The organism is Winogradskyella schleiferi (genome assembly GCF_013394655.1).
In the GTDB taxonomy this organism is placed as follows: Bacteria; Bacteroidota; Bacteroidia; order Flavobacteriales; family Flavobacteriaceae; genus Winogradskyella; species Winogradskyella schleiferi.
This window is the reverse complement of sequence record NZ_CP053351.1, coordinates 2,316,595-2,330,446: the sequence shown is the minus strand read 5'-3', so window position 1 is coordinate 2,330,446 and position 13,852 is coordinate 2,316,595. Positions and strand designations below refer to the sequence as shown.

The 13,852-nt window shown below is 36.1% G+C and carries 14 protein-coding genes; 5 read left to right on the top strand and 9 right to left on the bottom strand.

The features are described from left to right. The first annotated feature begins 29 nt into the window (after positions 1-29). Positions 30-650: an L-threonylcarbamoyladenylate synthase gene (locus HM990_RS10115; RefSeq protein WP_178988823.1), complete on the top strand. Its 621-nt coding sequence runs from the start codon at positions 30-32 to the stop codon at positions 648-650. Here HM990_RS10115 and HM990_RS10110 read toward each other — a convergent pair. Next, on the bottom strand, positions 647-1,852 hold the full coding sequence (locus HM990_RS10110; protein ID WP_178988822.1) for a multidrug effflux MFS transporter: 1,206 nt from the start codon (positions 1,850-1,852) through the stop codon (positions 647-649). The genes HM990_RS10115 and HM990_RS10110 overlap by 4 nt on opposite strands. Positions 1,853-1,935: 83 nt before the next feature. Between HM990_RS10110 and HM990_RS10105 the strand changes: the two genes are divergently transcribed. Both HM990_RS10105 and HM990_RS10100 read left to right on the top strand, forming a co-directional pair. Then, positions 1,936-2,379 (top strand): DinB family protein, encoded by a 444-nt coding sequence (locus tag HM990_RS10105; RefSeq protein WP_178988821.1) that lies wholly within the window; start codon positions 1,936-1,938, stop codon positions 2,377-2,379. A 67-nt stretch (positions 2,380-2,446) separates the two neighbouring features. Continuing rightward, on the top strand, positions 2,447-4,219 hold the full coding sequence (locus HM990_RS10100; protein ID WP_178988820.1) for an ABC transporter ATP-binding protein: 1,773 nt from the start codon (positions 2,447-2,449) through the stop codon (positions 4,217-4,219). Positions 4,220-4,221: 2 nt separating this feature from the next. Here the strand turns inward: HM990_RS10100 and HM990_RS10095 are convergent, their stop codons facing one another. The 6 genes from HM990_RS10095 to HM990_RS10070 form a co-directional block, all read right to left on the bottom strand. Then, on the bottom strand, positions 4,222-5,763 hold the full coding sequence (locus tag HM990_RS10095; RefSeq protein WP_178988819.1) for an acyl-CoA carboxylase subunit beta: 1,542 nt from the start codon (positions 5,761-5,763) through the stop codon (positions 4,222-4,224). Positions 5,764-6,021: 258 nt separating this feature from the next. Then, positions 6,022-7,461, bottom strand: coding sequence for an acetyl-CoA carboxylase biotin carboxylase subunit (gene accC, locus HM990_RS10090; RefSeq protein ID WP_178988818.1), 1,440 nt, complete (start codon positions 7,459-7,461; stop codon positions 6,022-6,024). A gap of 1 nt (position 7,462) precedes the next feature. Next, complete coding sequence (locus tag HM990_RS10085) at positions 7,463-7,939, bottom strand: acetyl-CoA carboxylase biotin carboxyl carrier protein subunit (RefSeq protein WP_178988817.1); 477 nt, start codon at positions 7,937-7,939, stop codon at positions 7,463-7,465. A gap of 84 nt (positions 7,940-8,023) precedes the next feature. Further along, the gene (locus tag HM990_RS10080; RefSeq protein WP_178988816.1) at positions 8,024-8,701 is read right to left on the bottom strand and encodes a PrsW family intramembrane metalloprotease; all 678 of its coding nucleotides are present in this window, start codon (positions 8,699-8,701) and stop codon (positions 8,024-8,026) included. After that, complete coding sequence (locus HM990_RS10075) at positions 8,698-9,255, bottom strand: NUDIX hydrolase (RefSeq protein ID WP_178988815.1); 558 nt, start codon at positions 9,253-9,255, stop codon at positions 8,698-8,700. The genes HM990_RS10080 and HM990_RS10075 overlap by 4 nt, the downstream gene beginning before the upstream one ends. A 49-nt stretch (positions 9,256-9,304) precedes the next feature. Further along, positions 9,305-10,393, bottom strand: coding sequence for a M42 family metallopeptidase (locus HM990_RS10070; RefSeq protein WP_178988814.1), 1,089 nt, complete (start codon positions 10,391-10,393; stop codon positions 9,305-9,307). Between the two features lie 125 nt (positions 10,394-10,518). Between HM990_RS10070 and HM990_RS10065 the strand changes: the two genes are divergently transcribed. Further along, on the top strand, positions 10,519-11,214 hold the full coding sequence (locus tag HM990_RS10065; protein ID WP_178988813.1) for a DUF4294 domain-containing protein: 696 nt from the start codon (positions 10,519-10,521) through the stop codon (positions 11,212-11,214). A gap of 2 nt (positions 11,215-11,216) precedes the next feature. Next, on the top strand, positions 11,217-11,843 hold the full coding sequence (trhA, locus tag HM990_RS10060) for a PAQR family membrane homeostasis protein TrhA (protein WP_178988812.1): 627 nt from the start codon (positions 11,217-11,219) through the stop codon (positions 11,841-11,843). Between the two features lie 131 nt (positions 11,844-11,974). Here the strand turns inward: trhA and HM990_RS10055 are convergent, their stop codons facing one another. Then, a complete protein-coding gene (locus HM990_RS10055; protein ID WP_178988811.1) occupies positions 11,975-12,340 on the bottom strand; it encodes a hypothetical protein in 366 nt (121 codons plus the stop codon). Between the two features lie 132 nt (positions 12,341-12,472). Beyond that, a complete protein-coding gene (locus tag HM990_RS10050) occupies positions 12,473-13,786 on the bottom strand; it encodes a serine hydrolase domain-containing protein (protein WP_178988810.1) in 1,314 nt (437 codons plus the stop codon). Positions 13,787-13,852 lie beyond the last annotated feature (66 nt).

Sequence of the window (13,852 nt, the reverse complement as noted above, 5' to 3'; positions counted from 1 at the left end):
TGTATAAACGTATTTGAAAGATACTTATTATGGCTGAGTTTATTAAAATATACCCTGAAAATCCGAATCAAAAGGAAATACAAAAGGTAATTAAGGTGCTAAAGAATGGCGGATTGGTAATTTATCCGACGGACACCGTTTATGGATTGGGTTGCGATATAACTAACATGAAAGCTTTGGAGCGTATTGCGCAAATTAAAGGCGTGAAACTTGAAAAGTCCAATTTTTCATTCGTTTGTGAAGACTTAAGTAATTTGAGTGATTACGTAAAACAGATCGATACCACGACGTTTAAAATTTTAAAAAGAGCCTTGCCAGGCCCTTATACATTTATCTTACCTGGTTCAAAAAGCTTACCGAACCCATTCAAAAAACGAAAAACCGTTGGGATAAGGGTTCCCGATAATTCCATAGCGTTGGCCATAGTTGCTGCCCTTGGAAATCCTATAGTTTCTACGTCCATAAGGGATGAGGATGAAGTGATAGAATACACTACAGATCCAGAATTAATTCTCGAAAAGTGGGATAATTTGGTCGATATGGTCATTGATGGCGGTTATGGAGACAATGAAGCTTCAACGATTATTGATTTGTCTGTGGAACCACCTGAGGTTATTAGAGAAGGTAAAGGTGGTTTAGAGATTTTTTAAGCGCGTATTTCTCTGATGGGTTTCTTCACACTATAAAACAAAATCAACCCAATAACTCCTGTGATCAAAAAACCTATAAAAAGAGGTAAGGCCGAAGTTTTTACAAAGCTGCCAATATAGTTGGCAATTGGCACAGCCATTACAGTAGATATGAAACCGTTAAGTGCAGAACCAATGCCTGCAATATGACCTAAAGGTTGCATTGCCAAGGCTCTATAATTCCCAAATAAGAACGCAACGCTGGTAAACTGAAGTATTAAAAATAGCACTAGTATTTCTATTGGAGGATTTGCACCTGACCAAAATAGAATCACATATATTAGCGAGATCATCACAAAAGCCAATAAGGCGATGTTGACTAAATTCCACATCCCGAATCGCATCACTATTGCACTATTCAAAAACGTTGCTAAACCAATGGTAATGGCTAAACTCCCAAATATGTAAGGAAAGTAATCTCCCAAATCATACTGCACTTGAAATATTTGCTGAGAAGTGCTTAAATAGACCATAAAGGAACCCGTCACTAATCCTGATAGCAAAGTATAAATAATAGCAGATTTTATCCTAAAGAAAGTAATGCTTCCAGATTTAAAAATAGATAATCGAAATGTCTTTTGATAGGCTTCATGAAGTGTTTCAGGCTGTCGTCTCCAAAACCATAACATGATTAGTGCCCCAAAGACCAAATTGAACGTAAAAATAGATTGCCACCCAAAATGATGCAATAAAAACTGACCCAACATTGGCGCTATCACTGGCACTAAAATAAAAGTCATAGTAACGATAGATAAAATCTTTGCCATATGATCTCCACTGTAAGAATCCCTTACTATAGCAATACTCATAGTCCTTGGAGACGATAAGCCCACACCTTGTAATACGCGTCCTAAAAGCATCATCTCAAAGTTTTTTGTGGTAACACAAATAATAGACGCCAGAACAAAGACAGCAAAACCAAAATAAACCATAGGTTTGCGTCCAAAACTATCCGATAACGGGCCGAAAACAAGTTGTCCAAATCCTAAGCCTAAAAATATGGTTGTAATTAGCTTTTGATTTTCAGTTTCATTAATACTATTTAAATTATCACCAATTTTTGGTAAAGCTGGCAAAACAGCATCGATGGACAAGGCTACAATGGACATTAAAGCCGCCATTAATACCACAAATTCCAACTGTGACCGTTTTTGATTTTTCATGGCGCAAAAGTAAGTCAATTATTGACTATTTTTGGATAGATGTTATTCTAATATCAGATAATATTATTCATAAATTACATGCTATGCTAACAGACACATTGATCAAATTATTTAAAAGAGATCTCAACCAGTTAATTGAGGAACTTAAACTTTATAAGAATGAATCCAATCTATGGAAAGTAAATGGTTCAATTAGCAACTCAGCTGGAACTTTATGTCTTCATCTCATTGGAAATTTGAATCATTTTATGGGTTCAGTTTTTGGTGATACAGGATATGTGAGACAGCGGGAATTGGAATTTACACTTAAAGATGTTCCAAAATCTGAATTGATTAAGCAAGTTGAAGACACCATTGTGGTCGTAGAAACCACTTTGAAAAATTTAACAGATGAAGATTTGCAAAAAGAATATAAGCGTCGCGAGTTTGAAGCTACTATGACAACCGAATATTTCTTAGTTCACTTATCGATGCACTTGGCCTATCATTTAGGACAGATTAATTACCATAGACGTTTGTTGGATTAACTTCAATTTATCGTTTCCCAATTCAAACGATTTGTAAGCGTATCTTTGTACAAACTTAACATTAAACATGCAACACTTAAAAGAGCAGCCGAAAAGATCAAAAAACGATAAGCCAAAAGTAACTATGGCAACGGCTTTTAAGACCATTATCTGGCCAAGACGTAATTTGGTGTTTATTGGTTTGATACTTATTGTCATTCGCAGTTTGTCAGGACTTATTTTGCCATGGCAAAGTAAAGTACTTTTAGATGATGTAGTACCGAATAAGGATTTTGATGGACTTTATACATTGATTGGAATTGTCATCGCTGCAATTTTGGTTCAAGCTGTAACGTCATTTTTATTAACGCGAATATTAAGTGTACAAGCACAATATTTAATTTCAGAGTTACGTGCACAAGTCCAGAAGAAAGTCCTCTCCTTACCGATTAGTTTTTTCGATAATACAAAATCAGGCGCTTTGGTTTCTAGGATTATGAGTGATGTTGAAGGCGTTCGGAATTTAATAGGGACAGGATTGGTTCAACTCGTTGGAGGTTCGTTTACGGCCATCGTGTCATTGATAATTTTAATAAAATTGAATGCATGGATGACCTTATTTGTTTTTGTGCCCTTATCATTATTTGGTATTATAGCTTTAAAAGCATTTAAATATATAAGACCTATTTTTAGAACCAGAGGAAAGATAAATGCTGAGGTTACTGGCAGATTAACCGAAACTTTAGCTGGTGTTCGTGTTATTAAAGCTTTTAACGCTGAAGAACAGGAAAACAAAACTTTTGAGCTTGGCGTAGAGCGTTTATATCAAAATGTCAAAAAGAGTTTAACAGCAACGGCATTAATGACGAGCTCTTCAACCTTTTTAATCGGAGTAGCTACCACAGGAATCATGGGAATCGGTGGTTATTATATGATTGAAGGTGGTATGACTACTGGTGATTTTCTGTTCTTCACGCTAATTCTCGGATTTATGATTGCACCAATTGTACAAATGAGTAACATTGGCAGTCAATTGACTGAAGCCTTAGCTGGTTTGGATCGTACCGAAGAATTAATGAATTTGGCAACCGAAGATGAACAGGAAGCCAGAACCAATGAATTGGAAACTGTTAAAGGCGATATCAAATTCAATAATGTCTCGTTTTCATATGAGGAAGGAAAGCCTGTGTTACATAACATCAATTTTGAAGCGCCTTCAGGTTCTGTAATCGCCTTGGTTGGGAGTTCTGGTTCTGGCAAATCCACCATTGCTGGATTGTCCGCCACGTTTTTAAATCCTGATTCAGGTATCATTACGGTTGACGGTCAGGATTTATCTAAAGTTAAATTGAGCAGTTTTAGGAAGCATTTAGGTGTTGTGCTTCAAGATGAATTTTTATTTGAAGGCACCATCCGAGAAAATATCATGTTTCCAAGGCCAAATGCGTCCGAAGTACAATTACAAAATGCGGTAAAAGCAGCCTATGTCAATGAATTTACGGATCGTTTTGATGATGGTTTGGAAACCTTAATTGGTGAACGTGGTGTGAAATTGTCTGGAGGACAACGTCAACGTATTGCCATTGCCAGAGCGATATTAGCAGATCCCAAGATTATTATTTTGGATGAAGCGACGTCGAATTTAGATACCGAAAGTGAAGGGTTGATTCAAAAAAGTTTATCCGAATTAACAAATAATAGAACTACCATTGTCATAGCCCACCGTTTGAGCACCATCAAAAAAGCGGATCAAATTCTAGTCATAGAAAATGGTAGAATCGCGGAACGAGGCACCCATGATGAGTTGTTAAAAGCTGAAGGTCGTTATTACGATTTATATACGTTTCAGGCTAAGATATAAGCTTAAAGTGGAATATTTCCATGCTTACGATTAGGACGTACAACATCCTTATTTTCAAGCATACTAAACGCTTTTATTAATTTACGTCTGGTATATTTAGGTAAGATGACTTCATCTACAAAACCACGTTCAGCTGCACTGTATGGATTGGCGAAAAGTTCTGCATATTCCGCTTCTTTTTCTTTCCATTTGGCTTCTTTATCCTCTGCCGCAGAGATGTCGCGCTTAAATATAATTTCCGCAGCTCCTTTAGCGCCCATTACGGCGATTTCGGCATTTGGCCAAGCGAAATTCATGTCTGCGCCAATGTGTTTAGAATTCATTACATCGTAAGCGCCTCCATAGGCTTTTCTGGTAATTACGGTAATTCTTGGGACAGTTGATTCGCTGAAGGCGTATAATAATTTTGCACCGTTAACAATAATACCATTCCACTCTTGGTCAGTTCCTGGTAAAAATCCTGGTACGTCTTCCAATACCAACAAGGGAATATTGAAACAATCGCAAAAACGTACAAAACGAGCTGCTTTTTTAGAACTGTTTACGTCCAATACACCAGCTAAAAACATCGGTTGGTTAGCTACAATCCCAATACTTCTTCCTCCTAAACGCGCAAATCCTACGATGATGTTTTCTGCATAATCCTTATGGATTTCATAAAATGAATCCTCATCAATGATACCTTCAATCACTTGATGCATATCGTAGGGTTTATTAGGATTCTCAGGAACTATGGTTGCTAAGGATTCTCTAACTTCTTCCTTAAGTTCAAATGGAAGTGCCTCTACTTTTTCTTTATTACTTTGCGGCAGATAACCCAACAGTTTTTTAATATGCTCTAAACATTCCACATCATTGGTGGCCGTTTTATGAGCGACACCAGATTTGGACGAATGCACACTTGCGCCACCTAATTCTTCACTTGTTACCTCTTCATTGGTTACTGTTTTTACCACGTTAGGACCTGTAACAAACATATAGCTAGTATCTTGAACCATCAATGTAAAATCTGTCATAGCCGGCGAATAAACGGCTCCACCAGCACAAGGACCCATAATGGCAGAAATTTGAGGAATCACTCCAGAAGCCTGTACATTTCTATAAAATATATCGGCATACCCAGCCAATGACCTTACACCTTCCTGAATACGTGCGCCACCAGAATCATTAAGACCTATAATTGGTGCTCCAACATTAACAGCCATATCCATAATCTTACAGATTTTTTCGGCATGGGTTTCAGATAGAGAACCGCCGAAAACGGTAAAATCTTGAGCAAAAACGTAAACCAATTTGCCGTTGACTGTTCCGTAACCTGTGACCACACCATCGCCATAGAAAACTTGCTTGTCCATTCCAAAACTTTTGGTTCTGTGTGTGACTAACGCGCCTATTTCTTCAAAAGAATGATTGTCTAATAGATACATTACACGTTCTCTTGCGGTTAGTTTTTTCTTCTGGTGTTGTTTATCTATTCTTGCTTGACCTCCTCCTAATTTGGCTTGTTCTATTTTAGTATTGAGGGTTTTGATGTTGTTGTTCATGCTTGTTTAATTTTATTTTTTCTTGCAATCCCGATAGCTATCAGGAGCCAAGGCGCAAAGCGGTGTCTGGTAATTTATATTTTATATAGTTTCAAATTCTTTGTGGAACTTAGAGACTTCTTTGTATTATTTGTGTGATACTATTTTTTTAAAAGCACTTCGACTTTATTTTATCCTGAGCTTAGTGGAAGGGCTTACTGTGACCAAATGGTTTAAATTGATACTCAAAAAAACTGCGACTGCGACTGGGACTGAAAACTAAATTGGTAGTCGTACAACCTTTTGTTCTTCTAAATAACGTTTCAAGCCTATCTTGGCCGCAATTTCAGCTTCTAACTTATGTTGTTTCTCTAAAAGGCTAGGTGAGTAGTGCTTTTTTACAAAATGGGTGTCAAAGTTGCCACTTCTAAAAGCCTCATGTTCACAAACAAAACGTCCAAAAGGTAAAGTGGTTTCTACGCCTTTTATATGATAATTATCGATTGCTTTTATCATCAATTCAATCGCTTCTTCCCTTGTTTCGCCATACGTAATTAGCTTAGAAAGCATTGGGTCATAATAAATGGGAATATCCATACCTTCCTCAAAACCATTATCGACTCTAATGTTTTCGCCTTTGGGTAATTGGTAAATTTCCAAATTCCCAACGCTTGGTAAAAAATCATTCACAGGGTCTTCAGCATAAACCCGAAGTTCCAACGCGTGACCATTGATTTTTAGATCTTCTTGTTTAATAGGAAGTGTTTCGCCTCGCGCGACTTTAATCTGCAACTCGACTAGATCCACACCAGCAATCCATTCGGAAACCGGATGCTCTACTTGTAATCTCGTATTCATTTCCAAGAAATAGAAATTGAGGTTTTCATCTAATAGGAACTCAACCGTTCCCGCACCAATGTAGTCACAGGAACGTGCGACATTTATTGCGGCTTGTCCCATTTCCGCTCTCAATTCTGGAGTTAAAACACGTGATGGTGCTTCTTCAACTACTTTTTGATGACGCCGTTGAATGGAACACTCGCGTTCAAATAAATGAATGACATTGTCGTGCATATCTGCCATCACTTGGATTTCGATATGTCTTGGTGATGCCACATATTTTTCTATAAACACAGAACCATCGCCAAATGCATTTTTTGCTTCACTAATGGCTCTGTCCATTTGCGATTCAAACTCCCCTTCGTTTTCTACAATACGCATGCCTTTTCCACCACCACCAGCAGATGCCTTAATTAAGATTGGAAAACCGATTTCTTTGGCTATTTTTTTCGCTTCTGGAATATCAGTAATGGCTTCGTCAGTTCCCGGAACCATAGGAATGTCATAAGCTTTAACGGTTTCTTTAGCCGCTAATTTACTTCCCATCACTTTTATGGCTTTATATCGCGGCCCAATAAATATGATATTATTAGCTTCGCACAATTCGGCAAAGTCGGCATTCTCACTCAGGAAGCCATAACCAGGATGAATCGCATCGACATGTAGTGATTTTGAAACTTCAATAATTTTATCACCTCTTAAATACGATTCATTAGATGGTGCAGGACCAATACAAACGGCTTGGTCTGCGAATTTTACATGAGGTGAATTCCGATCGGCTTCAGAATAAACAGCTACGGTTTTAATACCCATTTTCTTGGCGGTTCGCATGACACGAATTGCGATTTCTCCTCTATTGGCGACTAAAATCTTCTTCATATTATTCAAATTCTATTAAAAGTGAATTCTTATCAACGGTTTCTCCTTGTTTTACTTGTATGGATTTGATAACACCATCGCGAGGTGAATTAATCACATTTTCCATTTTCATGGCTTCCAAAATCAATAAGGGGTCATTTTCTTTTACGTCCTGACTTTCTTTCACGTTGATTTCTAAAATTAATCCAGGCATTGGAGCTTTAATATCATTGACTTGTTTTGAAGCGCCTATCTCAAATCCTAAAGCTTCAATTTGTTGGTCTAAGGCATCGTAAATATCGACATGGTAGGTGTTGTTATTTACTTTTATTGCATACGTTTTTTGATTGAAATCAGTATTCAGAATTTCGGCCTTAATTGAGGTATGGTGATGTAGAATATGAAATTTATTTGCAGAAGTTTCTACAACATCTAGCTTTTCCATCGTTTCTTCTGAGACATCGAAAGTATGGTTGTCGTTGACTTTTATTTTGTACATGTACTATAAATTTATTGAGTGATTAGCATTTAATCACTAAATCAACTGCAAAATATGAAAATATTAAGTTTTATTTTGTGAATTTCACAAAGATTTAAAGTGAGACTTTTCCTGATGTCGTTTAATCGCTTTTCGAGATAACACAATTCCAATAATTAAGGAAACAAAAGCACCAATGGAAATACCAGGAATAAAATTGATGAATAAGAAAAAGTCATAGGCGCCATGAAACAAAACAGCTAAGAATAATCCTGCCATATTAAGGGCAAACCTATTATTGGAGAATTTTGCTTTTCCCATATAATAACCCATCAAAATTCCAAAAGTCGCATGTGCAGGTACTGCTGTGAATGCTCGCAGAATAGCCGTTTGATACCCACCATCAATTACATACATGATGTTCTCTGTACAGGCAAAACCCATGGAGACCATAACCGCGTAAATGATACCATCGTAAGGTTCATTAAATGCCTTTTTAGGTTGGGCATAATATTTTACAATTACATATTTACTAAATTCTTCGGATAAAGCGACGACAATAAACGCTTGAATAAATTGCTGTCCAATGCTGAATGGATCAGTAACTGGAATCAACCGTCCAGTAAAGAAATACAAAACAAAAACGATTATGATACTTACAATGGCTCCAAATAGGAAACTGAAAATCAATAATTTTTTTGGTTCTTTTTCGTATTTATCTTGGGCATAGATATACAATAAAACTGTAAAAATGGGTGCAATGGCCAGTAAGAGTAAATTCATATTTGCTGTCTTGCTTTTATGGTTTTCAATATGAATTTATAATAATCTATATTGCTGGTTACAAAATGATTATTGGTTTTGCAATTTTTTAAAAGTGTTTCAAATGTTTCAAATGAAACTAATTTTAAAGCTTCAACTTCGGCTTCTTGAATAACAAGCTTATCTACGGGCACGTTCAATTCAGCTATAAAAACCTGATGGAATTCATTGTCTTGGATTTGACCGTCATTGTAATTGGTTTCATGAAGAAAGATCCCAATGTGTTGTAAACTATTAGGTTTTAATTTCAACCCAATTTCTTCTTCGGTTTCACGCAATGCGGCATTAATCAACGTTTCGCCTGCATCGATATGTCCAGCTACTGAAACATCCCAAAGTAAAGGGTAAATGGCTTTTTTATGTGAACGTTGTTGTAAAAGGATTTCACCTCTGGATGTAAATAACCATAAATGAATGGTATTATGGTACCATCCTTTAGCATGCGCTTCAGATTTTAAAGCTGTTTTTCCTGTCGGATTGCCGTGTTTATCAACGATGTCTATAATTTCATCCATAGCGCATTAAGACCTTTCAGGTTTTTAAAACCTGAAAGGTCTGGTAACTTTATTCAAAATAACTAAACGTTTCTCCGTCCTTTATTTTAAGAAGCGTTTCATAAATCAATTTAATCACATTTTCCACGTCATCTCTATGCACCATTTCTACAGTGGTGTGCATATAACGCAATGGTAGTGAAATAAGAGCAGAAGCTACGCCACCATTACTGTAAGCAAAAGCATCTGTGTCAGTTCCTGTGGCCCTCGATAAGGCAGCACGTTGAAATGGGATTTTATTCTTTTCAGCTGTATCTGTAATTAAATCCCGTAATTTTTGTTGTACAGCAGGTGCATAAGCTACCACTGGTCCTTTACCAATTTCCGCGTAGCCTTGTTTCTTCTGCTCAATCATTGGCGTGGTTGTATCGTGTGTGACGTCTGTAACAATCGCTACATTTGGTTTAATAGTTTGTGTAATCATTTCAGCACCACGCAAGCCTATTTCTTCTTGTACGGAATTGGTTATGTACAATCCGAAATCTAATTTCTTTTTGCTTTCATGTAGTAAACGTGCTACTTCTGCAATCATAAATCCACCAACTCTGTTATCCAAAGCTCTGCACACAAATTTGTCTTTATTCAGAATATGGAATTCATCCGGATATGTAATTACACAGCCTACGTGAACACCCATTTTTTCAACTTCATTTTTGTCTTTTGCTCCTATGTCTATGCAAATGTTGTCTGGTTTTGGTGCGTCTTCTTTCGATTTATTTCTCGTATGGATTGCTGGCCAACCGAAAACTCCTTTCACAATGCCATTTTTGGTATGAATGTTTACTATTTTACTAGGCGCAATTTGATGGTCGCTGCCTCCATTTCTTACCACGTAAAGCAAACCGTTATCTGAAATATAATTGACATACCATGAGATTTCATCAGCATGACCTTCAATAACCACTTTATATTTTGCTTCTGGATTAATGACGCCAACAGCAGAACCATAAGTATCTGTTATAAACTCGTCAACATATGGTTTTAGATAATCCATCCAGATTTTTTGCCCTTCCCATTCGTATCCTGTAGGTGACGCGTTGTTTAAGTATTTTTCTAAAAAGTCCATGGACTTTTTATTTAATAATTGTTTTTTAGCCATCTGTTTAAATTTTCCTTAAAAATAATAATATTAATAGGATTTTAAGGTTATAGCATTGAATTATTATTAATTTTGAATTCCGCTTAAATCGCAACTTTGGAATGGTTTTGGCGTTAAGGATAGTCATGAAGTATATTTTATATATAGCCTTATTTTTTTCAGTGGTTTTAAACGCCCAAGAAAGACCTGTAGAACAAGAACAAGATTCTACGGAAGTGCACTACATGATTATTGAAGGCGATTCCATTCCTGTGACTTCAGTGGAATTAAACGAAGTTTTGGTGTTGCCGAATTTAAAATTTGAAGATCGTAATGCCAGAATTCGCTATATTATTTTAAGGCGAAAAACCTTAAAAGTCTACCCTTATGCCAAGTTGGCTGCTGAACGTTTGGAAGCCTTACAAAAGCGACTCGATGAATTGGAACGTAAGCGCGATAAAAAACGCTATGCTAAGATTATTCAGAAATATATTGAAGATGAATTTTCTGCTGAATTAAAAAAACTCACAAAAACCGAGGGTCAGATTTTGGTCAAATTAATTCATAGACAAACCGGAACAACCACCTTTGACCTTATTAAGGAATTACGGAGTGGTTGGCGTGCCTTTTGGTTTAATAGTACGGCCAATTTGTTTGATATTTCCTTGAAGAAGGAATTCAATCCAATTGATGAAGAAGAGGATTACTTAATTGAGGACATTCTGCAAAGGGCCTTTCAGAATGAATTATTGAAACGGCAAGAACCCGCTTTTGATATTGATTTTTATGCATGTGTGAACAAATGGTCTAGGCCAAAAACACCTTCAAATACCAAAGGTTAACGATGCGAATTCAAACCAAGCTTGAAGAACAACTTAATACTTGGACACATGGTTTGGGTGCGCTTTTAGGAATTGCTGCTTTAGTTTTACTGATTATTCAAGCCGATAGCGCAAAACCATGGAGTCTATTTAGTGTCATTGTTTATGGCGTTTCGATTATCGTTTTGTTTTTAGCTTCAACATTTTACCATGCCGTAGAAGGGGAGAAGCGGCGGCATTATTTTAGAATCGTTGACCATGTGAGTATATATTTGCTCATTGCAGGAACCTATACGCCAGTTTTACTAATAGCACTTTCGGACAGTTTAGGTTGGCCCTTATTTTGGACGGTTTGGGGAATTGCCGCTTTTGGCGTGGTGATCAAGCTCTTTTTTACAGGACGTTTTGAGGTGGCGTCAACTCTTTTGTATTTAGTAATGGGTTGGCTTATTGTATTCGATTTTTCCAATGTTTCCCAAGCCCTTGGTTCAGATGGGATACTTTGGTTGTATGCAGGAGGATTATTCTATACCGTTGGAATCATTTTCTATGCGATTGATAAAATCCCTTATAATCATGTGATATGGCATTTGTTTGTTTTAGGTGGTGCGATTAGCCATTTTTTTATGGTGTATTTTTATGTGCTTTGAATGGGATTGCTAATTAGCGTTTAATGTTTATATCCTTATCGTTTTAGCAGTTTGTATATGAGTTTTTATGGGATTTATTTGTGCTTTAGCATGGAACTTTGTTTGAATTAGTTTTTTTATTCAATTGTATTTCAGCGTAATCTTTGTCGAAATCCATTTTTTAAATATTCAGACGCTTTTATGAGATAGTTCTGTTCGATATCTTGGTTTACCTTTAACACGCTATGAACCATTTCTTTTTGTCCATTTTTTAAATCGGTCAAGTTGATTTCAAATCCATAATCAACAGGGTGATAAGAATTCGACAAGACAATTTTTAGATTTTTGTCCGCATTATTGAATTCAAATACGTCTTTAATTATTACACCATTTGGTTGTTCGGAAAATTTGTAAATCGGTTTGTCAAAATCAAATTCCGTTATCAAAAATTCAAAAAAGCATTTGGTTTTTTCGATAAAATTTTCTCTTTTCGTATCGTAAGTTTCTTTCGAAGTCATTTTCTTTGAGGGCTGTAAAGGTCTTTTTGTTTGATTTTTGTTGCGATGGTTATGCACGTAATCTAGCGAATAAAAGCGAAACCGCCAGGATGACTTTGTCGGGCTAAATACTTATAGCTACTATTGACGTAGCTAATTTTTCTCAATGAACATATTCATGATATTGAAACCAAGTATTTTCCCGTGCTGATCTTTTTTGAAAGCCAATGATGGATAACCCATATCTCTAACGTCTAATACTCCGTTCGTTTCACTGCAAAGAACAATATTTACAGGTTGCGGAAAAATAGGTCCTTTTATTTTTAAGGATTCTCCATCGATGATCATTTCGAGATTCAAAGGTTGTCCTTCTACAGAATTATCTGTATAACTTCCAACAAAGGGTCTGAGATCAATATTTTTATTAGTGTTTTGTACTTGTTTTTCGCCTTCAATTAATTTGACAATAAATTTATCATACGCTGGAATTGGTGTTCTGCGTTCATATCGACTTTTTGTTTTATGGGCAATCACCATATCTAACTTTGGAATAATTGTAATATACTGTCCCCAAGCTCCAGCAGCAGTATAAGCACCTTCGAGTAATTCTATATCTGAATCAACATACAACCACCACATATAACTATAACCTTTAAAAAGACCATAATCTTCAGTTTTGCTTACCATTGTTGTTGTTTTATTTATCCAATTTTCTGGAATAATTTGTTTGTCATTCCACTTCCCTTTTCTTAACATAAGATATCCAAGTCTAGCCATATCTCTGGTTGATAGATAGAAGTGATAAGCAGGATGAATGGATAGTTTTTCATTTCCGTACTTCTTTTGATTGGCCAACTCAAAATCTTGAAATCCTAATGGTATAGCAAATTCATCTTCAAAGGCTTTGTAAATGTTATTTCCAGTCTTTTGTTCGAAAATGGTTCCTGCTACATTGAAATCCCAGTTATTATAATAAAAATGTTCGCCAGGTTTGAATTGACCTCTTTCAGGCATATTCGCACCAGAACCTGCATTTGCAGCTGGAAGATAAACACCAGACCTTGCATTTATAATTTGGTCTATTGTGGCTTGTTTTTCAGTTTCTGTAAGTGAGTTTACATCATCAATATCTAATTCTTTGAGAGTGGTATTGAGGTTAATTGTGCCATCAATCACGTACTTTCCGTACATCATACTCAAAACGCTTTTTCTTGCCGATGCCAAGTAACTTATTTCTTCAGTATCACCATACTCAAAATCAATTTTACCACTTTTGATTATCATTAATCCAGTCGTATTTAAGCTGTCTATTACATATTGTTTTAATAGATTCATTGGACTACAAGGCGAATTTTCTGAAGTATATTCCCATTCTTTATCTGGATAAGTGTAATGATCTTGTGCCGTTACTTTTTCTGTAAAAAGAAAGCCAACTAATAAAATAGAATATAAAATTGCTTTTATCATAATTGTGATTGGTTTAAATTAGCTACAACGTGTATTTTATTAGGATTTGAGTTTGGAATATATGTA

Coding starts and splice junctions, on each gene's coding strand:
- HM990_RS10115 (WP_178988823.1), top strand. CDS start 30: ATGGCTGAGTTTATTAAAATATACCCTGAAAATCCGAATCAAAAGGAA.
- HM990_RS10110 (WP_178988822.1), bottom strand. CDS start 1,852: ATGAAAAATCAAAAACGGTCACAGTTGGAATTTGTGGTATTAATGGCG.
- HM990_RS10105 (WP_178988821.1), top strand. CDS start 1,936: ATGCTAACAGACACATTGATCAAATTATTTAAAAGAGATCTCAACCAG.
- HM990_RS10100 (WP_178988820.1), top strand. CDS start 2,447: ATGCAACACTTAAAAGAGCAGCCGAAAAGATCAAAAAACGATAAGCCA.
- HM990_RS10095 (WP_178988819.1), bottom strand. CDS start 5,763: ATGAACAACAACATCAAAACCCTCAATACTAAAATAGAACAAGCCAAA.
- accC (WP_178988818.1), bottom strand. CDS start 7,461: ATGAAGAAGATTTTAGTCGCCAATAGAGGAGAAATCGCAATTCGTGTC.
- HM990_RS10085 (WP_178988817.1), bottom strand. CDS start 7,939: ATGTACAAAATAAAAGTCAACGACAACCATACTTTCGATGTCTCAGAA.
- HM990_RS10080 (WP_178988816.1), bottom strand. CDS start 8,701: ATGAATTTACTCTTACTGGCCATTGCACCCATTTTTACAGTTTTATTG.
- HM990_RS10075 (WP_178988815.1), bottom strand. CDS start 9,255: ATGGATGAAATTATAGACATCGTTGATAAACACGGCAATCCGACAGGA.
- HM990_RS10070 (WP_178988814.1), bottom strand. CDS start 10,393: ATGGCTAAAAAACAATTATTAAATAAAAAGTCCATGGACTTTTTAGAA.
- HM990_RS10065 (WP_178988813.1), top strand. CDS start 10,519: ATGAAGTATATTTTATATATAGCCTTATTTTTTTCAGTGGTTTTAAAC.
- trhA (WP_178988812.1), top strand. CDS start 11,217: ATGCGAATTCAAACCAAGCTTGAAGAACAACTTAATACTTGGACACAT.
- HM990_RS10055 (WP_178988811.1), bottom strand. CDS start 12,340: ATGACTTCGAAAGAAACTTACGATACGAAAAGAGAAAATTTTATCGAA.
- HM990_RS10050 (WP_178988810.1), bottom strand. CDS start 13,786: ATGATAAAAGCAATTTTATATTCTATTTTATTAGTTGGCTTTCTTTTT.